The following is a 22,146-nucleotide window of genomic DNA, read 5'->3' as shown; positions in this document are numbered from 1 at the left end:
AGATGGCACTATTTGATAAGAAAAATAAAGAGACCTTTTTAGATCCGATTAGTAAGAATAACCCTGTAGTGGTACAGGTGCTAGGTATCTGTTCAGCTCTTGCGGTTACTTCTAAGTTGGAACCTTCTATTGTGATGGCACTTTCAGTGACCGTTGTGATCGCATTTGCCAACGTTATTATTTCACTTTTGAGGAAAACCATTCCTAATAATATTCGTGTTATTGTGCAGTTGGTTGTTACCGCTACCCTAGTGACTCTTGTGAGCGAGTTTCTGGAAGCTTTTGCTTTTGATTTGAATAAGCAGTTGAGCGTCTTCGTTGGACTGATCATTACTAACTGTATTGTGATGGGACGTCTTGAAGCATTCGCGATGACTAACAAGCCTTGGCCTTCTTTTCTTGATGGTCTTGGTAATGGATTGGGTTACGGGTTGATCCTTGTAATTGTTGGCTTCTTTCGTGAACTCTTTGGCTCTGGAACATTATTGGGTTATCAGGTAATTCCAGATAGTCTATATGAGGCGGGATATGTTAATAATGGATTGTTTATCCTTCCTCCTATGGCTTTGATTATTGTAGCTGTGATTATATGGGTACATCGTTCTTGGAAGCCAGAGCTACAAGAAGAGGCCTGATGTAGGTGAATGATTATTAGACAAGAAAAGAAATTTAAAGACAATAAAATATTATGCAAGAATATCTAAGTCTATTCGTCAAGTCCATCTTTGTGGACAATATGGTCTTCGCTTACTTCTTGGGAATGTGTTCATTCCTAGCTATTTCGAAGAACGTAAAGACTTCATTAGGATTAGGAATTGCTGTAGTAGTGGTCCTAACCTTAACTCTACCTCTCAACTACCTACTCGAGAATTATGTATTATCGGAAGGTGCTTTAGCATGGATTCATCCCAGTTTTGCTTCGATCGACTTGAGTTTCCTAAGCTTACTAATCTTTATCTCTGTTATTGCTGCATTTGTGCAAATTCTAGAGATGGTAATTGAGCGCTTTAGTCCATCTTTATATAACTCATTGGGTATATTTCTACCTTTGATTGCTGTGAACTGTTCAATCCTTGGTGGTTCTCTATTTATGCAGCAGAAAGCATTTGAAAATATTGGCCTTGCAGCCACTTATGCTTTTGGGTCTGGTATTGGTTGGTTATTAGCGATTATAGGTTTGGCTGCTATTCGTGAGCGTTTGATGTATCACGATATTCCAAAACCACTTCGTGGTCTAGGGATGGCTTTTATATTAACTGCTCTTATGGGACTAGCATTTCAATGCTTCTCTGGACTTAATATTTAATGCCGAGAGTGATCATATAGATTAAGAGACTTTATAGAATAAAGATAAGATGTTTATTAACGCAATATCAATGACAACCATTTGGGGAAGTACAGTGGTCTTTTCGCTGATTATTTTGCTACTTGTGATCGTACTACTTTTGGCAAAGAAGAAGCTTGTCCCATCTGGAAATGTGAATATTAATCTTAACGATGAAAAAGATTTAGAGGTAGGTCAAGGAGACTCACTTTTAACAACACTACAAAACTCAGGTGTATTCCTAAGTAGTGCATGCGGTGGACAAGGAACTTGTGGACAGTGTAGATGTAGGGTCGTTGACGGAGGAGGTGAGATTCTTTCTACAGAGAAACCTCATTTTTCACGCAAAGAAGTTAACGCTAATTATCGACTTTCCTGTCAAGTGAAAGTAAAAGAAGATCTGAAGGTTATTGTTCCTGAGGATGTCTTTGGTGTAAAGGAATGGGAGTGTACCGTAGTATCTAATAAAAACGTGGCATCCTTCATTAAGGAGTTTGTAGTAAGACTACCTGAGGGTGAAAACCTAGATTTCAAGGCAGGATCTTATGCTCAGATTAAGATCCCTAAGTATGAAATTAAGTATAAGGATATGGAAGTGCAAGCTCCTTTTGATAAGGAGTGGGATAAGTTCAAGCTTTGGGGTCTCGTCGGTAAGAATACAGAGGAGACTGTAAGAGCATACTCTATGGCGAACTATCCAGCTGAAGGTAATATCATCACACTGAATGTTCGTATTGCTACTCCTCCATTTGATCCAAAGACTGGAACATGGAAGGCTGGTGTCAATCCTGGTATAGCATCTACTTATATCTTCAATCTCAAACCTGGAGATAAAGTAACTATGAGTGGACCTTATGGAGACTTCCATATTCAGGATACCGATGCAGAGATGCTATATATTGGTGGTGGTGCGGGTATGGCACCTCTTCGTGCACAGATTTTGCACCTATTTAATACGCTTAAGACTGGCAGAAAGGTATCTTACTGGTATGGAGCTAGGTCTAGGGTAGAGATTTTCTATGAGGAAGATTTCCGAAAGTTAGAGAGGGAGTTCCCTAACTTCCAATTTAATATTGCTCTATCAGCTGCTCTTCCAGAAGATAATTGGACAGGGTACACTGGATTTATCCACCAAGTTATATTTGATCATTATCTTAAGGATCATCCAGCTCCGGAAGATATAGAGTACTATATGTGTGGTCCTGGCCCTATGGCTTCAGCTGTATTGAGTATGCTAGATAACTTGGGTGTAAGTAAGGATAATATATTCTTCGATGACTTCGGTTGATATGGAGAGTATTTTATGAGTTCAGAAGGCTCGATCATAAGGTGTCGAGCCTTCTTCATATTCTATGTAACGGTGTCTTTTGTAATTATGATGATGACACATACGTTCTTGAAATGTAATTCATTTATTCTAAAAAATAAAATCTAGAGTTATGAGAAATCTTTTGCTGAAAAGCCCCCTCTGGGGATTAATGCTATTAGCTGCAATGCTAATGTATTCTTCTTGTGATAAATCGAGTGAAAACGATATGAGACAATCGGAGCAGTTAGAAGTGTCAAATATTTCTGATACTGTACAAAAGGAGACTGTAAGTGAGATTCAGAGTGAAGCGTACAGTGCGGAACAGGTGGATTTATTGCAAAGAGGAGTTGCTCAGGTAGCTAACTTATGGAGAGAAAGTGACGGAGATGTCGAAGCCTTCAAGAGCTTTTGCAAGACACATTATGAATCAGATCCTATTGCTCGCCGTCAATTGTTTAATAAGTTGGAACGTGCTTTTGAGGTGCTATTAGGTCATTATAATAAGATGGATCTAAAGCTAAAAGAACCATTGCATTTACGAGGGGATGCCTTAACGGACGTGGATCAGATGATAGGAGGATATGATGTGTCTGCTCACTTTTCAGATGATATGTATTCGAGTAAGTTAGCATTTGTAACCGCCTTAAACTTTCCACCATATACATTGTCTGAAAAAACTACTAAGGGAGAATCTTGGAGTCGTGAAGAGTGGGCTTATGCTCGTATGGGAGATATGTTTGTTGCGAGAGTCCCAGCGGCATTAAATCTAGAAGTCTCTAAGATTTTGACCAAAGCTGATTCTTACATCGCTGAATATAATATCTGTATGGATCAGTTGCGTAACGAGGCTGGCGAACAGCTTTTCCCTGACGGCATGCGTCTGATTAGTCACTGGGGTTTACGCGATGAAATAAAGTCTAATTATGGAGATCCTGAGCGTGGACTTGAAAAGCAACGTACGGTTTATGAGGTGATTAAGCATATTGTAAAGCAGGATATACCCGCAGAGGTGATTAATAACGATCAAGTAACTTGGAATCCATATTCTAATGTTCTGTATAAAGATGGTCAAGTGGTCGAGAACGCACCACGTGAAGAGGATGTAAGATATACCATTTTATCATCATTGTACAAAACATATAGTAAGCTTGACCCTTATTATCCACAGATGCCAACGCAGTTGGACAGGACTTTTGAAGGGACCATGGAAATACCTCAGGAGGATGTAGTTAAATTATTTGACGAGTTACTTTCATCTCCACAGTTAAAGGAGGTGGCCTCTATTATTTCCCAACGATTGGGTCGTTCTCTTGAACCGTTTGATATATGGTATAATGGCTTTTCCGCTGGAGAGTCTATTCCAGAATCACAACTTGATAAGATGACCATGACTAAGTATCCTAATCCTGAAGCCGTCTGGGAAGATCTTCCAAACATTCTAGTGAAGTTGGGATGGTCGCGTGAGAAAGCCGATGAAATTTGCTCTCTTGTAGCAGTTGATCCAGCTCGTGGTGCAGGTCATGCTTGGGGAGCCTCTATGAGAGGAGAGAAAGCACACCTTCGTACCCGCATCAAACCAGAAGGAATGGATTATAAAGGATATAATATCGCCGTTCATGAATTTGGTCATAATGTTGAGCAAACTATATCTATGAATGATGTGGACTATTATATATTGAATGGTGTTCCTAATACTTCTTTTACTGAGGGAGCTGCCTTTCTATTCCAAAATAGAGACCTAGAGCTATTGGGGGTATCGAAGGAGTCCGATGAGGACGTTCATTGGGAAGCCCTTTCAATGTTCTGGAATACATGCGAGATTATGGGAGTTTCCCTCGTAGATATTGCTGTATGGGAGTGGATGTATGACCATCCAAATGCCACTTCAGCTGATTTGAGAGAAGCAGTTCTTGAAATAGCAAAAGAGGTCTGGAATAAATACTTTGCGGAGGTGTTAGGCGGTAAGGATGAACCCTTATTGGCTGTCTATTCTCACATGGTCAATTATCCACTGTATCTCCCTAATTATCCATTTGGACATCTTATTAGCTTCCAGATAGAGGAGGCGGTTCGTGGTAACAATCTGGCAGATGAATTTACTCGAATGTACACATATGGTAAGATTATTCCTCAGCTATGGATGAAGCATGCTGTAGGAAGTTCTATATCAATACAACCTCTTCTCCATAAGACATCTGAGGCAATTGAGTGGGTAAGCAGTAAGTGAACCTTTGTGTTTCAGGGAAAAATGGGTAACTTTGCATCGCTTTTTCAATGAAAAGCCTATCCGTCGTGTGATGGGGAATTAGTGAAGAGGCTAATTTTGAGTAACACAATTAAGACATTAAAAAATGAAAACATTCAAACTTAACGCTGAAGTTCGTACAGTGTCAGGCAAAAAGGCCGTGAAGGGACTTCGTAAAGAAGGCTTGGTACCTGGAGTAATTTATGGTGGTGAAAAGAATATTTCTATCACCGTTATAGACAAAGACCTTAGGGATCTTATCTATACCCCAGATATTTTCCTTGTAGAGATGAATCTAGGAGGCGAAGAGAAACGTTGTATCGTACAGGAGATGCAGTTTCACCCTGTAACAGACAAGCTTCTACATATTGATTTCTTGGAAGTATTCCCAGACAAACCAATGGTTATTGAAGTACCTGTTCAGCTTGACGGATTCCCTGTAGGTGTTCGTGCTGGTGGTAAGCTTACCATGGATATGCGTAAGATTCGCGTGAAGGGTCTTTATAAAGATATTCCTGAGCGCCTGAAGATAGATGTGAATAAGCTACAACTTGGTAAGACTATCCAAATTGGAGCCCTATCTTTTGAAAACCTTGAGATCCTTAACGCTAAGAACGCTGTTGTTGCAGCTGTTAGAGCTACTCGTGCTGCAATCGGTGCAGTTGGTAGTGTTGATGAGGAAGAGGAAACTGAAGGCGAAGAAGAGAAGACTGAAGAGTAATCGACTTGTCACATTCGCAGATAAAGCGATTGAGAATTTGACTTACATCAGTGGGCAGTCGCTAAGGCGTCTTGCCCACTGTTTTTATATTATAGAGAATAGATGATAATAATAGATGACGTAATCGTTAGTACTGATGTACTAGAGACTTACTTTGAGTGTGACCTCGAGGCTTGCAAAGGTGCTTGTTGTGTTGAGGGAGAGTCAGGGGCTCCTATACTAGAGGTGGAGGAGCAGCTTATTTGCAAAGCTTATCCTAGTATTGAATCCTATCTTTCCCAGAAGAATAAATCCTATATAGAAGATAGAGGCTTGATGTACACTGACCTTGATGGAGATATGGTTACCAATATCATTGAGGGCAAAGAGTGCGTCTTTACTACTTTCGAGAAAGATGGAAGTGCTAGATGTGCTTTTGAAAAAGCTTGTAGTGAAGGACGGAATGATACGCTATATAAGCCTATATCCTGTCATCTATTTCCTGTTAGAGTACAGCAGTTGCATACAGGTCAGGCACTTAATTATGTCCGTTGGCGGCCCATTTGCGAGCCTGCTAGAGAGAACGGGAAACGCAACGGCATCCGATTGTATCGTTTTTTAGAAGCTCCATTAATCAGAGCGTATGGAGAGGAATGGTATGGCAAACTTTTGGAAGAGGCTGAAGAGTACTTTAGGAATAAGGAAAAAGGAGATGAACGAAAATAAATTTTTGATTGTCGGCTTAGGTAATATAGGTCCAGAGTACGAGGGTACCAGACATAATGCTGGCTTTATGGTGGTTGATGAATTAGTGGGCGATCGTGCAATGTTCGAGCCAAAGAGATACGCTTCCGTAGCCCGTATTCGTCTTAAAAATAAAGAGCTCGTAGTGGTCAAACCCTCTACCTTTATGAACCTTAGTGGTAATGCCGTGCGTTATTGGATGAAGGAAGAGAATATACCTCTCGAGAATCTCCTTGTGATTGTGGACGAGCTGGCTTTGCCTTTTGGCCAATTACGTCTGAAAGGCAAAGGAAGTGATGGCGGGCATAATGGGCTGAAACATATTCAAACCACTCTAGGTACACAAGCATATGCACGACTTCGAGTTGGGATCGGTAATGATTTTCCTAAGGGAGCTCAGGTAGCTTATGTCTTAGAGCCGTTCGATCAGGAGGAGATGGAAGCATTACCTGAATTGTGCAAGACAGGTGCAAAGATTATCGAAACTTTTTGTCTGGCTGGCATCAATATCGCTATGAACCAATTTAATAAGACTGCACCGAAGAAAAAGACAAAACCTATCGAGATTAAAAGAGAAGATGGCGAATCAACAAAGGATTGATAAGTGGCTCTGGGCTACTAGAGTATTTAAGACTCGCTCTATTGCAGCTGATGCTTGTAAGAAAGGACGGGTTATGAAAGGTGATCGTACGCTCAAACCCTCCTCAATGGTGGAGGTTGGAGACGTGATACGAGTGCGTAAACCACCAATTACTTTTTCTTTTGAGATTATTGATTTGGTTAATAATAGAGTAGGGGCTAAGCTGGTGGAGAAATATCTCAAGAATGTTACTCCTGCTAGTGAATATGAGATCCTTGAACTCCAAAAATTATCTGGCTATCAAGGTCGTCCTAAAGGGTTAGGGAGACCTACCAAAAAAGATCGTCGTGACTTAGAGCAGTTCATCCATTCCAAACAATCTGCGGATTGGTGGGAGGAGAGTTATTTGGATGAGCCTGAGGATGAGGATAGCTGGGATTTCGATGACTTCTGGGACGAATGAATGGATGAACGCTTAGCTAGTTTCTGGCTAAGGACCAGTAACACCACCGCATTAATCACCAGAAAAATCCCTATAATACTAGTTTTTGTCAGCGGTTCTCCAAATGCAATAACACCTACGACCACTGCTGTAAGTGGTTCTAATGCGCCCATGATAGAGGTAGGTGTAGAGCCTATGATAGGGATGGCTTTGACTAGAAAAAGGTTGGATAAGACCGTTGGAATAGCTGCGAGAAGTATCGCATTAGTCCATTCATAAGCGTTGTAAGGCAGTCTAAAACCTCCGGAGGCTGAAGCATATCCGACATAGCAAAGTGCTGCAACGGTGAGAACATAAAAGTTCAAGACCAATGGCGGTACCTCTCCAACGCTACTCTTATTGACTACCACTATATATACTGCATAGCCTAAGGCACTCAGAAGGACGATGAGGACTCCATTAAAGGAGTTCACGCTGGCATTGTTAAGTCCTGACATCAAGCCTACACCTAAAATGGCCATTATGATAGCTATCTGTCCTAGGTAGCCTAGTCTCTGTTTGAAGAAGATAAACATTAAGAGAGCCGTGAATATGGGGTACATGAAGTGTAATACGGTAGCGGCTCCTGTGGTCATATACTTATAGCCTATTTGTAATAGGAAAGCAGTGCAGAAGTACTGTATTCCAAGAACCATTACCCATTTAATGTTCTTGCGAGCTATTTTAAAGCTCTGCCCACGCATTTTAAGAACTATAGCCACCAATATCGATGCTAGACCAAATCGGTATAACAGCACGGTAGGCGTTGTCATCCCTCCTATTAGAAGAGGAACGGTAAATAGCGGTATTAAGCCAAACGAACTAGAAGAAAGAAGCCCATAGAGGTATCCTTTCGCCTTGTTATTCATAATAGTAAATAAAAAAACGTGGGGCTGTCCCCACCTATGATTTATAACTCTACAAAGTTAAATCATTTATCTTAATTCTCCTCGCTTTCCTCTCAGTTTTCGTCTTGCTGCTCCTCTCTTTTGAATACAATACATACAACCTGTTATTTATACTCATTAAATTCATGATTACTCCATTCATTTGATTCTGTTGATGCTGTGAATCCAGAAGAAAGTGAAGAGTAGGTTAAAAAGATATCGCGTATTTCTTACTGAGAGGTCATAAATCTATTGAAAATTCTTTTGAATGTTAAAAAAATAAAAAGCAAGAGGCTTTTTTTTTGTTAATATTTATATTTTGTATATATTTCATAGCGTAATTTGATACGAAATGCACTTTTTATGAGGTTAAAAGCTAATCTATGAAAATATGTGTGAATACAAAAATAGCAGAGAAAAAGAGCTGTGTTTCGGTAGGGTTCTGATAGATAAAAAACTCCTATCCATATCTTTTTTTGCTCTAGACTGTATCTTGAAGGCTTGTTTCGTACAATTAGCCTTGTTATGCTGTGTTTTTAATACTGCTTTAGCACAAAGTAATGAGTCTCATACAATTTCTGGACGTATTGTGTCAGCATCTGGAGAAGGTATTTCTGATGTAAATGTTTTTGCATCACATACAAATAATAAGTATAAAGTAATCTCACATAGTCTTTCGGATTTAGATGGCTCTTTTGTGCTGACATTTGCTGTTGAATCCGATAGTATTCTTATTAATCTTACCGGTATTGGCATTACACCCAAGTCTATCGTTTTTCCTAATCGTTCAATGAATCAAGATATTGTTGTTGAAGAGAAAGCACAGGAGTTACCAGAGGTAGTCATTAGGGCTGATAAGATATACTCTCGTGGTGATACAATTAATTACAGTGTACCTGCATTTCAGAATAAAACCGACATCTCTATTGGACAAGTGTTAGGCCGTATTCCTGGGATCTCTGTTTCTGAGTTAGGGCAAATTTTTTATAAGGGATTACCTATTAAGAATTTCTATATTGAGGGATTGGATTTGATGAAAGGGAGATATGGGATAGCTACTAATAGCATAGATCCTAATAGTATTGCTTCTATTCAATTGCTTGAAAATCATCAAGATGTCGAGGCCTTAAAAGACCTACTTCCAGAGGAACGGGCTTCTATTAATTTAAAATTGAAAAGTGGAGTGAAAGGGGTTTTTAATCTAATAGGAACCTTAGGAGTAGGATATGATAAAAAAGCGTTATGGGAGAATGAGTTAATTGCGACTTCCTTTAATCGTAATAGTCAATTACTCGCCACGTATAAGGGAAATAACTCTGGAGTTGATTTGATGCAAGAACTTCGATCATTTGATGGTTATGATTTATCAAAAACACCAATACTTACACAGATCGAAATGCCTGGTCCTCCAAATATTAAGAAGAAATATCATTATATGAATAGGTCACATTCAGGGACATATAATAATATTTTTAGGGTTGGACAGAAGGGTGAACTGGGATTCAACTTAGCATATCTAAATAATTTCTATAATAGAGAGCGTCATTCAAAAGTCCTCAATCAGCTCCCAGATAAGAGTGTCGTACAATTAGAAGAGCTTTTTAGTGGAGAGAGCCGAAGTAATATGCTTTATGGCATTGCTACATATCTCTTAAATGAAAAGACAACTTATATTAAAGAGCAGCTAAGGTTTGATTACAATAAGGAGGAAGCTAAGAGCAGTATTTTCGCAGGTCAGAATATTCATCAACAAAGTAACAACGAGAATTATCGATTAAGTAACTATTTTCATCTTGTTAAGCGTACAACGTCTGATAAAGGTATAGACTTTATATCAAAAGCCAACTTTGAAAAGCGACCTCATCAATTGACCGTGAGACCCAATTTATTTCCTAATGCACTTTCAGGACAAACAATACTTCAGGAGGTGTGGCGAAATAATATTTCCCTTGAAAATCGACTCAATTTTCTCGCTGCAATTGTCTGGGGACGGCTTCAAATTCATCCTGCTATTTATGCGAATTACAACAAAAATAGTCTTCAAACGTTGTTAGAAACTTATCAGAATGATTTAACTCTTAGTGAATTCAATGGAGGAGTGGACTTAAATTTTAGTGCTAGTATCAGAAGATTTTACGCTCGATTATCTCTTTCTTGTGATTATAGATATTTCTCTTTGGATAATATAAGGGAAAAAACCGAGGTGAAGCACAGGGTTATATTGGAGCCTACATTGTTTCTTAAGTATGACATTGGAGGAACTGACGAATTGAGATTTAATGGCTATTGGGGATATTCTAAGCCAGCTATGGAGAACTTGTACAGCGAGTCTGTACTGACCTCTTATCGCCAACTTACAGCCTATGATCATATTACATTGAATCAATCTCGATTAGAAAGCTATTCTCTTTCTTATGATCACAAAAATATTGCCTCTATGTTATTTCTAGGAGGAGATATTAAGTGGACTCGAGAGTATCCAGAGGTACTTTATGGGAGTGTTTTTGATGGAATTCTAGAGCGTATAAATAGTCAGGAGACTGATGAACGACTGGATATTTTTTCAGTCTCATTGCGTGCGAGTCAAAGTTATTATTGGAAGCGTTTAAAACTTGAAGTGCTCGCGAGATATAGCTATATCAGTAATCCGATATTGAGGCAGGAGGAGGTAATGAGATATTTTGGAAAGTCTCTTCTGTTGGATTGGGATATTAGCTTAGCTCCAGTTCCTTGGCTCTTTGTGAGCTATGATGGTAGTTATTTCCAATCTTCAGGGAAAGTGAACAACGGTATCTCCATGCCTGCTCTACATACTATGAAAAACTCCTTAGCTATTGACCTCTCGTTGCCACTTGATATTTCATTAGGAGTATCATTTTCTCACTTTTATAATAGCTTCAACACCGCTAATCGAAATTTTTTATTAGGTGAGGTTTATGCCAAATATAATTATGAGAAGTGGATGTTTACTTTATCTCTTGATAATCTTTTTAATCAGAAAAGTTATCTATATGGAGCAAGCACGGCATTGACAGAAAGTAGATATGACTATCGAATACGCCCACGAAGCCTTATGGTAAAGGTAAGGTATAGAATCATTTAAGTGTAATTATTATTTGTTTTATAAGAGAACAATATTATGATGGAAAATATTTTTTATTGTTTGAAGAGAGGAATGGGCATATGTCTCTTATTCTTCGTTTTTAGTATTACTTCCACTGCTCAATTAGCATCGGGCTTTTCCCCAGCTCCTCAGAGTCTGTTGGATAAAGAGAAATTGGATACTTCAACGTATAAGGCTACTTATACATTTAAGTATAAGAGACATTATAAGCAACAGGAGTATCAAGAGGATATTCGAGTAGTACAGATAGGTAGAAAGGTGGTTAAAGATTTCAGTGAGTCTATTTACCACTATGATTCAATTGCCACCGTTAACTATGAAAAAGGATTAGCAACATCTAGTAATACAGAAACTCCTTATCCATTTGAGATTTTCAATAACTATGTAACTAAAAAGTGTGATATACAGTATAGGCTTTTTCTTAATGCAGGCACGCTTTGCTATTCATCTGATATACCTCGTTTAAAGTGGGAGTTTTCGACAGATGACGAAGAGAATATGTATGGTTATATGTGTAATAAAGCGACGACAAGGTTTGGAGGACGAGAATATACTGCTTGGTATACGCTAGATATTCCTCTTCAATATGGACCATATAAGTTTAGCGGAGGACTCCCTGGCTTAATTCTCAAGATTGAGGATGCCGATAAAATGTTTATTTGGGAGTTAGCAAGCTTTACTGCGTCTAAGTCGGGCATTTATAGGTATAAATATGATAAAGAGCAAAAGTGTACTCCTAAAGAAGCCGACAAAGTAATTAAAAGGATGATGACCACTCCCTATTCTTTTTTACATTCAGCAGGTACTAGAGTGAACGTGCGTGGTGCTGATGGTGTTTTTAGACCAAGGTCTAATGACGATCAAGTATATGAATTCGACCCGATAGAAATATTATAGCCCTTCTTACTTATAATGAATGGTGTGTGAATTTAGTAATATGTATATCTAATATAAGGAAAGCAGAAATTTATGCTCTCTTATTAGAATTTTATAATAGAGGAGTAGTGATGAGTAATATTGTCAAGAATGCGAATTGTTTTAGTAATAAGATGTTGAGATTATGAGCAAAAATACTTTTTTTAGATTTCTTTTGATACCAATATTGGGGTCTATATTGGGGTTAAGCTGTTGTCAGAAATCAGATCCCCAGCATGTAGTGCTTATACCGCTCAGTGTAGATTCTATCCCTAATATAGGATTCTTAGATGCTTTCCATATCAATTCGGGGAAACTTTATATGTCTTATAGCTACTCAGGTAGTGTTGGCACTAAGGAATTTCGTAGATATGGTATAGATACAAGTACTCATCAATTAACATATGAAAAGAGCTACTTTATAAAGGATGATAATTACCGTTATTTGTATGACCCAATAGCCTTTTGGGATGATGAGGATAATATGTTCGCATACGAACGGAGCAATCCATATATATACAGAATTGTTGAGGATTCGCTTATTAAAACAAATGATGCCTTGATCTCTTTAAGTGCAAAAGTTCCCCGTGAGATGGTTCAAGAAGCAAAGCAAGCATTTTATAAATCTCCACGACAGTATTATTTTATAGGTCGAGGACCCAAAGACAGCTATCAAGGTATATACTTATCAAATAACGAAGGGGACTCTACTGTAATAACAGAGGTACAGAGGATTATTTACGATAGTAAATATCCATTTTGGGCAATAAACCATGGTCGTTTGGTCTATAATCCTGAACGAAACAAAGCGGCATTTGGATTTCAGTTATTCCCTACAATACACATATATGATCTTGAAAAACAAGAATGTAAGGCCGTGACTATAACTAAATCTAATATTGACACTACTACATTTGAAGAAGCAGATATATGGAGTTTGAATCCAACCCAATTCCAGTTTTTCACTTCTAACAAAGACTACATTTACGCTTTGCATTGGGGAATTAAATATAATGAAATGGTGGCGGCTGTAAATGATCAGAGAGCAAAGTGCCGAATATATAAGTTAGACTGGAAGGGAAATGTGGTTTGCTCATATGACTTAGAAAAAGGGCTAGATGCTATTGCTGTTTCTTATGATGATCAATATATTATAGGGCATGAAAAGGGTGGTGAATTCTTTCTTTTAAGGTTTGGAGATGAATAAAAAATCATCCCTCTTCTATACGCAATAAGTGGATATGATTTTTTCAAACTTTTTGTATCCATACCCCAAAAAGTGTGTAAGTCCCACGAGTGTTATCTTCGATAGTCAAACAAACGAAAGATAGACAAACGTGAGACTTACATAAATGTATGTTGAAAAAATCTTACAAACGCGGTGACAGACGTGATGGAGAGCTGAGTGAAAATAGAGGTCTTATTGGCTATTTATAGCATTGCTTTTAAATAAATAGCCAATAAGACCTATCAGAAAACGGAGGTCCTTACTGTGTGGTGCTGCTTACATGTTCTCGTTCATCCACTTCAGCATGTCATTCATGACCTCATCACGATTGACCTCGTTTAGTATTTCATGACGTACCCCCTCATAAAGTTTGAATGTGACATTTTTCAGCCCCACTTCTTTGAACTTATTATATAGAGCTATCACCTGGTCACCATCTTTACCTCCTACAGGGTCTTTTTGCCCAGAAGCAATTAGTATAGGTAAGTCCTTAGGTATCTTATTGATAGTATTATTGTCACTAGCAATAAGTAGCCCTTTCCCCATCTCATGTGCATAACCTAGCGATATACCTGCACCTGACAGCTCATCATCCATGTATTTTTGAACTTCCTCCTTATCTGTAGATATGAAGTCAACAGGCGTTTGGGGGGTTTCCACAGACTTAGTAAGATTGCCATATACTTGATTATGAATAAACTTACTCTTATAGGTTTGTTTGTGGAATATATTCATAAATTCTGTCAGCTTTACGAGCATTTTAGTGGTACCTATAGCCCCAAGAGTTGTGCCACTTAATATCAACCCGTTAAAGTCTGAAGAGTAGTTAGAAATATAATCCCTAACCACAAAGGACCCCATACTATGACCGAATAAAAACCTGGGTTTGTCTGGATAGTCACTCTTAACTTTATCATGAACTGTTCCTACGTCTTGTAGTATTTGTTCCCATCCAGTCTTGTAGGCTATATGAGCAAATTCGGGACTATTTACATCTGTTGTTTTACCATGTCCACGTAAATCAAATGCATATACGCCAATTCCATTTTTAGTTAAAAACTTAGCAAATCGCTCATATCTCTTAGCATGTTCTACGGAACCATGTACTATCAAGAGCATGGCCCTAAGATCAGTTTCATTATCAGGCATCCATATATAGGTGTGTAATGGTAAGCCATCATTGGCATGAATATTAATAGTTGTATTTTTCATCTTCTTGTTGTGTTTCTTAATGTGCATGTTTATTACAATCAAATATAGTGAAAACAATTCATATTTGAAGTGAATATGTCTCTTTTTATTCCCATTCAATAAATGCTTTTTGTGACCATATACATATAATAACGTGAGTTTGACGTATGAACTAGAGGAAAATGTATTATGGAAAGGGGTGAATTATTTATGTCTTATAGATGATTTCTCTATTTGATTTGATCGTGTTTTTTTTTGCAGATAATGTTATGGAATAAGGAGATTATAAGAGGAGAAATAAAAAAATCACGTCTTTTGACAGTGAAATCATGACGATACTTATACTTTTTCACATGTCATATAGAACACACGAGACATCGCAGTCTCAATAACTTCGTAGTCAATCTAATCTTTGGGTTACGTGCGTACAACTTGATGCTTAAAAAGCCTATCTTTACCCTTGAAATTATAGATAAAGAGGCTCTTGCTACAGTTGCTTAAATGGAGTTCACGTTAATATATGAAATGTATAATGAGATGATAGTATAGGGGCTAGGCTGTTTTTTTTGAATATCCGAACATGAAGTTCAGTTGCTTTAAGTTTTATGAGGTGAAAGGTTCGTGACACTTTAAAAATACCATATTTTGGGTATGTTCTCATTCTTTTATTTCTTATATCTTTGAGGCTGAAAACTTAAGTCTAAAAACATATTTTATGAAATCCTTCGATAAGTTAAGAACAAATCTATTATGTGCTATTTTTGCGTTTTTAAGTTCGTCTGCTTTCGCTCAAAAAACAACTGAACTAAAAGGTGTAATTACTTCCAATGATGGTGATACTATCTCTCATGCCTATGTACGAGTAAAAGATTCTTCTATAGGTACGGTGTCAGGGGATGATGGCTGCTACGTATTGTCATTGGTGCCCAGGCAGAAGTATAATGTTTGCTATAGTTTTATTGGATATAAGACGGTTAGTAAGAGTGTACAGCTTTCTGATGGTGAAACTAAGATACTGAATATTAGGTTAGAACCTAGTGAGGAGATGCTTGATGAACTCACAGTGGTTGGTAAGAGCGAGGAACGACAGCTTAAGGAGAGTGCGATGCCTATCTCAGTATTATCTAGTCATCAGTTACAGGGAACGGCATCAAGTATTGATCAGGTAATAGAGCGTACTGCGGGGATTACGGTGCGAAAAACGGGTGGATTAGGAAGCCCTTCAAGGTATTCCGTTCGGGGACTAGAGGGCAAACGTGTATCTCTATACATAGATGAGACTCCTATGGGGGGAAGTACTGATTTTTTCAACTTAGATGATGTACCAGTGGATATGATAGAGCGAGTGGAAATATACAAGGGTATTGTTCCACAGAAGCTAGGAGGAAATGCTCTAGGAGGGGCTATAAATATCGTCACTAAGGAGTATCCACCAAAATATTTTGATGTCTCGATTGAGGGTGGCTCCTTTGGTACTACGCAGAGTAGTATTGTGTATAAGTATACAGATAAAGAGAGTGGCTTACAATTTGGGCTAGGAGGGGGGCATACATATTCCAAGAATGATTACCTAATGCAACTGCCGAGTTATAGGGAGAAGATGTTGGTACGCAGAAATCACGATCGCTTTGGGAAAGTAATGTTGGGGGGAAGTATAGAAGCTCTGAAGTGGTGGTTTGACTCTATTAAGGTAGAGTTATTTTGGAATAATATTGATAAGCAGATCCAAGGATTAGATGTAGATGTGCGTGAGGCGAGGAATTATAATAAGGGCTATGCTGGGGGAATTAGATTTAAGAAGCAAGAATTCTTTGTTGAGGGCTTGGACTTTGATTATACTTTAGCATTAATGTTTTCCCACTATGGTATGGAGGACAAGGCCAAGCATAGGTATGGCTGGGATGGAGCAATTCTACCTCCTACTTCTCCAATGGGAGGTGAGACTGGACTATTTCCCGCTGATGGTGATAATCGTTCGCTGAATCTTGATAATAAGTTGAACCTAAACTACGTGATAGACCGCCATCAGAGTGTTAATCTTAATGTCTATTCTAGCTATAATGACTTTAACCCGAAGGATGAATTGATGGATAAGGCGATTGGGCGTAAGGCCTCCTTCCCTGGAGAAATGCATAGCCTGACGTTAGGGCTAGCGTATGACCTGACGCTTCTTGATGAAAAACTACAAGCCTCGGTCGTGGGTAAGTACTTTCATTATTCGGCTGATACAAAAGCACTACCTAATGCGTGGATTAATGAACCCATTGAGCAATCTGTCCGCAAGAATTATTGGGGTGGAAGTGTGGCATTACGCTATAGTTTCACACCAGAATTTTTAGTGAAAATGGCACTAGCGAATGAGGTCAGGATGCCTAATAAGGAGGAGCTACTTGGTAACGGTTACTCAGTTGTTGCTTCTCCATTCCTCAATCCTGAGCATAGTAAGAATGCTAATCTCGGCTTTTTATATAGGCTGGAGAAAGGCAATGGGAATGTTTTAGAGATCGAACTGAGTACTTATATGGCTCAGATTAATGATATGATACGCTTTCAGCCTGGTATGCTTCCTACTCAAGCCATTTACATGAACTTTGGTAAAATGAGAACAATAGGTGTGGAGGCTGAGGTAAAGTGGGATATATTGCCAGAGCTGTACACGTACCTTAATGTCACATGGCAGGACTTACGTGATAGAAGGAAGAAAGAATTTAACTCGGATAATCCTAACCCTACCTTCGGAAGCCGTATGCCTAATGTCCCATACTTAATGGGTAATGGTGGGGTGGAATTTCATAAGGAGAACCTGTTTGGTGGAGAAGGACAAAATACTAGAGTGATACTGGATTTATCATATATTCATCAGTACTACTATGACTTCTATGTAAGTAAATACCAAGATAGAGTGATACCCACCTCATTTACACAAGATTTAGCCTTTGAACATAGTTTCCAGCATGATAAGTGGACTCTATCACTTAAGATTAATAATCTATCCAACAGAAGGTTGATATCCGAGCTGAATAATCCTCTTCCTGGGCGTGCATACTACGTAAAGCTAAGATATGTATTAAAATAAAAAGATATTGTATTTGTTATGAAAATGGAACGAATTAAATTGAATGTAATGTTAAGCATAGTCCTATTATTATTGACTGCTACTAGCTGCGATAACAAAGGAAAAGAAGCTCCTACTCCTAATGATAAGCTAGAGCATGCTTTGCTGGTAGGGGTAACTGTAGTTAATGAGCAAGGGAATAATGGTCGTGCTTATGCTCAGATGATAGACCCTGAGCAGACGAAAAGCATAGATAATAAAAATGGGGTGCCGTATGGATTTGGGACAGTTCCTACCATGTTTGGTAGGGAAGTATATGTGATGCCTGACTTCAATAGTACTGGTGTAAGTGAGGTGAATAGATACACTATTAAGGATGATGGAAGCCTTCAGCACTTTGCTAGCAGATTGCCTTTCCCCACTGGATCAAATGGTGCCAGTATGGTTATCGCGTCTAAAGACAAAGGATATATTTCCCTTATGGGTCATGGGAAGGTGTTGATATTTAATCCTACCACGCTTCAGAAGATTGGCGAAATAGATCTTAACACCTATGCACATTCTGATAATGTAAAAGTGTCACCTGGGGCTATGGTCATAAGAGATGGCAAGTTATACATAGGCTTAGGTCAGTATAATGCTCAATTTATGCCTACTAAGCATTCTGTGGAATTAGCTGTAATTGATATTAAAAGTGACAAAGTGCTTAAGAAAATTGTTTCAGAAGATACAAAGCTTAGTGCAGCTACACGTCCAATCGAACCGAATAGTATCTTTGTAGATGAAAAAGGTGATATATATGTGGTGTGCATGGGATCGTTTGGCTTTATTCCAGACTATCCTTCTGGTATTCTACGTATCAAGAAGGGTGCTGATACCTTTGATCCAAACTGGAGTATTTCTTTGGCTGACACAGATATTAAGGGTGTACCAGCAAAGGGTAATTATTTTGCAAGCTCAGTATATTATGGACACGGCAAGCTCTATTCGTACATTTCCGTAGCTGCTCTTGCACCTAATGGGGAAAATCCATATTTGGATAGGACCCTTATAGCTACGGAAATAGATTTGTCAGCAAAGACAATAACAAGGATAAATGGAATACTTCCTACTAACCCCCACGCTATAGCGATATGTACCTATCAAAATAAAATTGCATGGGGTAGTAATAATAAGAAGGAGAGTGGTGTCTATCTATATGATCCAGTGACCAAGAAGGTGGACGGTCCGATTCTAACCGTTCAGGGGTCTGTGACTGCTCTAAAAGAGATATGGTAAGTGATTTTGATACTTACTAGCTGTAGTAAAGGCTATGATGACTATTTTAAGTTAGAAGTGTTTTTAAAGAACCAGTTGTGTGAGAATATTGCACGAGGGATGAGATACAAGGTGCTAGGGCTGATGCCGAAGGGAGAATTCAATGTATATAGACCTAGTCAGAACGTCGAAATCAACGTAGTAGATGACCATTCTGTAGCACTTTAATATAGGCAGGGGGTCGTAAACAAATAAATGGTTCAAGACCCTATGTCTTTTAATATACTTACCAGAATATTTGTGTTATGGTAACGTGAGTCCGATGTGAGAAATCAAGGGAAAGATATTAGGAAAAGTGGTGAGTTATTTGTGTCTTAGTAATTGACTATCTATTAATTACAAGCAAATAAAACACCACTTTTATGATGAAAATATACTAGAATTATTTTATATTATCTATGATTTCTCTATTCAGTTTGATCGTGTCGTTGCTAAGAATGCTATAGAACAGGTAGTATTCCAAATAGTGTGTACGCGAGAATGCGTGTTTTAATTACAAACCTACCTATTTTTTACTTTGTTTTCCATAGACTTTAATGATCGAACAATATGGAATTTAGTTAGGACTATCGTAGTGGTTTTAAGACATATTGATAATTATGAATGATTAGTAGCAAGTGTTGGGTACAAAAACAGCTCTAACTTCGATTGAAAGTTAGAGCTGTCCTTATATTGGAGATAGGAGCGTGCTATTACTCCCACTCAATAGTTGCTGGTGGTTTTGAGGAGATGTCGTACACGACACGATTCACCCCAGGGACTTTGTTGATGATGTCGTTGGAGACCTTGGCCAGGAAGTCGTGAGGAAGTCTGCTCCAGTCTGCTGTCATCGCATCAATAGAGGTTACCGCACGCAATGCCACCACGTTCTCATAGGTACGTTCATCACCCATAACACCCACTGAACGTATCGGGAGTAGGATAGCCCCAGCTTGCCATACCTTGTCGTACAAGCCCCACTCACGAAGCATTGAGGTGTAGATGTGGTCAGCATCCTGTAGAATACGTACTTTCTCTGGAGTGATGTCGCCAAGGATGCGGATGCCTAACCCTGGTCCTGGGAATGGATGGCGGAATATCATCTCCTTAGCCATCCCTAGCTCTAGGCCTACCTTACGAACTTCATCCTTGAAGAGTAGGCGAAGAGGTTCTACAAGTTTGAGGTTCATTTTCTCAGGTAGTCCACCCACGTTATGGTGACTCTTAATGACCTGTCCTGTAATAGAGATAGACTCGATTACATCGGGGTAGATGGTCCCCTGGCCAAGCCATTTTACATCTGTTACCTTAGCCGCCTCTTCATCAAAGACATCTATAAAACCAGAACCGATTATCTTACGTTTCTTCTCAGGGTCATCTACGCCAGCAAGCTTCTCATAGAAATATGCACTCGCATCGACCCCCTTGACATTCAAGCCCAATCCCTCGTACATTCTCAGGACATCCTCAAACTCATTCTTGCGTAACAAGCCATGGTTGACGAAGATACAGTATAGGTTCTTGCCAATCGCTTTATTCAATAGCACGGCAGCAACACTAGAGTCCACCCCACCACTAAGAGCGAGTAACACTTTATCATCCCCTAATTGTTCTTTCAGACTATTTACTGTGCTGGAGACGAAAGAGGCTGGAGACCAATCTTTCTTAGCCTTGCAGATATCTAGGAAGTTTTCTAAAAGCTTGGTGCCCTCCTCAGTGTGAGCCACCTCTGGGTGAAACTGCACCCCCCATATCTCCCTATCAATGATGCGATAAGCCGCATTCGTGATGTTCTCAGTTGAGGCCAAGAGCTTACCACCCATGGGAAGCTCAGAAATAGTATCACTATGTGACATCCAGATAGTGCTGGATTTGGAAAATCCTTTGAACAAAGGGTCATCACTTACCACATTCAGTTCCGCTCTACCATATTCGCGAGTCGCAGATGGACTTACTTTACCTCCGAATACAGTGGCAGTAAATTGTGCTCCGTAGCAAATACCAAGTACAGGGACATCTGGTAATTTGGAATAGTCAATCTTAAAGGCTTCGGGCTGAGAGACGGAGTAGGGACTTCCCGAGAGGATAATACCCTTTAGAGAAGGCTCTGCTTCGGGTAGTGTATGGTAAGGGTGAACCTCACAATAGACACCGAGGTCTCTTATACGACGAGCTATTAACTGGGTCGTCTGTGATCCGAAGTCGAGGATTATTATTTTATCTAGCATGGTTAATATCTATAATGATTTATCAATTGTCTTTATTCTTAAGTAGATCTGGGCGTAGCTGCTTGGTGCGTTCTAAGGCTTGGTCCATCTTCCATGCTTCAATTTTAGCTTGGTGTCCCGATAGAAGAATATCTGGTACCTTCCAGCCTTTATAGTCCGAGGGGCGTGTGTATATGGGTGGAGCCAAAAGATTGTCCTGGAATGAATCGGATAGGGCACTCTGCTCATCACCGAGCACACCAGGGATGAGGCGGACTATAGCATCCGTGATTACTGCAGCTGGTAGCTCTCCACCGGTCAGCACATAATCACCTATTGAGATTTCCCGTGTGATTAAGTGTTCACGGATACGCTGATCAATGCCCTTATAGTGTCCGCAGAGGATGATAATATTATTGTATAGCGACATCCCATTAGCCACTGATTGAGAAAGCAATTCTCCGTCGGGCGATGTATATATGACTTCGTCATAATCCCGTTCAGCCTTTAGAGCAGAGATTGCATTATCCACAGGCTCTATCTGCATCACCATACCAGCATCACCCCCAAAGGGGTAATCATCTACACGTCTCCATTTGTCCTTAGTATAATCTCTGAGATTATGCACATGAATCTCAGCAAGCCCCTTATCTTGAGCCCGTTTGAGGATAGAGGTTTGGACAAAAGAGTCCAGCATCTCAGGTATGACACTTAGTATATCAATTCTCATCGTTCTGCAAATTTACCCAAAAAGCAGATAATGCTAGCCATCCTTTGACACTTGTTTGATAAGTTCAGATGATAACGATGAATGAAAAGGGGGTCTCTAATGGACTTGGTACGAAAAGCAACGTTTAAAT

At 39.2% G+C, this 22,146-nt stretch carries 17 protein-coding genes and 1 pseudogene; 14 read left to right on the top strand and 4 right to left on the bottom strand.

Going from position 1 to position 22,146, the window contains the following annotated elements:
• Positions 1-2: 2 nt before the first annotated feature.
• From QYZ87_05840 to QYZ87_05805, 8 genes are all read left to right on the top strand, one after another.
• Positions 3-635: an NADH:ubiquinone reductase (Na(+)-transporting) subunit D gene (locus QYZ87_05840; protein MDN4754047.1), complete on the top strand. Its 633-nt coding sequence runs from the start codon at positions 3-5 to the stop codon at positions 633-635.
• 53 nt (positions 636-688) lie between these two features.
• On the top strand, positions 689-1,306 hold the full coding sequence (gene nqrE, locus QYZ87_05835; GenBank protein ID MDN4754046.1) for an NADH:ubiquinone reductase (Na(+)-transporting) subunit E: 618 nt from the start codon (positions 689-691) through the stop codon (positions 1,304-1,306).
• A 70-nt stretch (positions 1,307-1,376) separates the two neighbouring features.
• Positions 1,377-2,612 (top strand): NADH:ubiquinone reductase (Na(+)-transporting) subunit F, encoded by a 1,236-nt coding sequence (nqrF, locus tag QYZ87_05830; GenBank protein ID MDN4754045.1) that lies wholly within the window; start codon positions 1,377-1,379, stop codon positions 2,610-2,612.
• Positions 2,613-2,859: 247 nt separating this feature from the next.
• On the top strand, positions 2,860-4,860 hold the full coding sequence (locus tag QYZ87_05825; protein ID MDN4754044.1) for a hypothetical protein: 2,001 nt from the start codon (positions 2,860-2,862) through the stop codon (positions 4,858-4,860).
• Between the two features lie 124 nt (positions 4,861-4,984).
• On the top strand, positions 4,985-5,599 hold the full coding sequence (locus QYZ87_05820; GenBank protein ID MDN4754043.1) for a 50S ribosomal protein L25/general stress protein Ctc: 615 nt from the start codon (positions 4,985-4,987) through the stop codon (positions 5,597-5,599).
• Positions 5,600-5,701: 102 nt separating this feature from the next.
• The gene (locus tag QYZ87_05815) at positions 5,702-6,304 is read left to right on the top strand and encodes a DUF3109 family protein (GenBank protein ID MDN4754042.1); all 603 of its coding nucleotides are present in this window, start codon (positions 5,702-5,704) and stop codon (positions 6,302-6,304) included.
• Positions 6,291-6,923 (top strand): aminoacyl-tRNA hydrolase, encoded by a 633-nt coding sequence (pth, locus tag QYZ87_05810; protein MDN4754041.1) that lies wholly within the window; start codon positions 6,291-6,293, stop codon positions 6,921-6,923. Before QYZ87_05815 ends, pth begins: the two co-directional genes overlap by 14 nt.
• Positions 6,901-7,365 (top strand): S4 domain-containing protein, encoded by a 465-nt coding sequence (locus QYZ87_05805; GenBank protein ID MDN4754040.1) that lies wholly within the window; start codon positions 6,901-6,903, stop codon positions 7,363-7,365. The genes pth and QYZ87_05805 overlap by 23 nt, the downstream gene beginning before the upstream one ends.
• On the opposite strand, the gene QYZ87_05800 is transcribed toward QYZ87_05805, so the two are convergent.
• The gene (locus tag QYZ87_05800) at positions 7,305-8,252 is read right to left on the bottom strand and encodes a DMT family transporter (protein ID MDN4754039.1); all 948 of its coding nucleotides are present in this window, start codon (positions 8,250-8,252) and stop codon (positions 7,305-7,307) included. The genes QYZ87_05805 and QYZ87_05800 overlap by 61 nt on opposite strands.
• A 409-nt stretch (positions 8,253-8,661) precedes the next feature.
• Between QYZ87_05800 and QYZ87_05795 the strand changes: the two genes are divergently transcribed.
• The 3 genes from QYZ87_05795 to QYZ87_05785 all read left to right on the top strand — a co-directional run bounded on the left by QYZ87_05795 (position 8,662) and on the right by QYZ87_05785 (position 13,516).
• Complete coding sequence (locus tag QYZ87_05795) at positions 8,662-11,373, top strand: carboxypeptidase-like regulatory domain-containing protein (protein MDN4754038.1); 2,712 nt, start codon at positions 8,662-8,664, stop codon at positions 11,371-11,373.
• 36 nt (positions 11,374-11,409) lie between these two features.
• Complete coding sequence (locus QYZ87_05790; GenBank protein ID MDN4754037.1) at positions 11,410-12,291, top strand: GLPGLI family protein; 882 nt, start codon at positions 11,410-11,412, stop codon at positions 12,289-12,291.
• A 163-nt stretch (positions 12,292-12,454) separates the two neighbouring features.
• Complete coding sequence (locus tag QYZ87_05785) at positions 12,455-13,516, top strand: hypothetical protein (GenBank protein ID MDN4754036.1); 1,062 nt, start codon at positions 12,455-12,457, stop codon at positions 13,514-13,516.
• Between the two features lie 297 nt (positions 13,517-13,813).
• Here QYZ87_05785 and QYZ87_05780 read toward each other — a convergent pair whose 3' ends face one another.
• Positions 13,814-14,749 carry an alpha/beta hydrolase gene (locus QYZ87_05780; protein MDN4754035.1) on the bottom strand — a complete coding sequence of 312 codons (936 nt, stop codon included), beginning with the start codon at positions 14,747-14,749 and terminating at the stop codon, positions 13,814-13,816.
• A gap of 339 nt (positions 14,750-15,088) precedes the next feature.
• On the opposite strand from QYZ87_05780, the pseudogene QYZ87_05775 reads away from it, so the two are divergent.
• The 3 genes and pseudogenes from QYZ87_05775 (at position 15,089) to QYZ87_05765 (ending at position 19,061) form a co-directional block, all read left to right on the top strand.
• Positions 15,089-15,229, top strand: a pseudogene (locus tag QYZ87_05775) (IS982 family transposase).
• Between the two features lie 214 nt (positions 15,230-15,443).
• Complete coding sequence (locus QYZ87_05770) at positions 15,444-17,804, top strand: TonB-dependent receptor (GenBank protein ID MDN4754034.1); 2,361 nt, start codon at positions 15,444-15,446, stop codon at positions 17,802-17,804.
• A 24-nt stretch (positions 17,805-17,828) separates the two neighbouring features.
• Complete coding sequence (locus tag QYZ87_05765; GenBank protein ID MDN4754033.1) at positions 17,829-19,061, top strand: hypothetical protein; 1,233 nt, start codon at positions 17,829-17,831, stop codon at positions 19,059-19,061.
• A 731-nt stretch (positions 19,062-19,792) separates the two neighbouring features.
• Here the strand turns inward: QYZ87_05765 and guaA are convergent.
• A complete protein-coding gene (gene guaA, locus QYZ87_05760; protein MDN4754032.1) occupies positions 19,793-21,307 on the bottom strand; it encodes a glutamine-hydrolyzing GMP synthase in 1,515 nt (504 codons plus the stop codon).
• Positions 21,308-21,329: 22 nt separating this feature from the next.
• The gene (trmD, locus tag QYZ87_05755; protein ID MDN4754031.1) at positions 21,330-22,016 is read right to left on the bottom strand and encodes a tRNA (guanosine(37)-N1)-methyltransferase TrmD; all 687 of its coding nucleotides are present in this window, start codon (positions 22,014-22,016) and stop codon (positions 21,330-21,332) included.
• Positions 22,017-22,146 lie beyond the last annotated feature (130 nt).

It is taken from the genome of Porphyromonadaceae bacterium W3.11, assembly GCA_030434245.1.
Taxonomy (GTDB): domain Bacteria; phylum Bacteroidota; class Bacteroidia; order Bacteroidales; family Porphyromonadaceae; genus Porphyromonas_A.
Note: the sequence above shows the minus strand (reverse complement) of the source record. Positions and strands in the feature narration are given on the sequence as shown.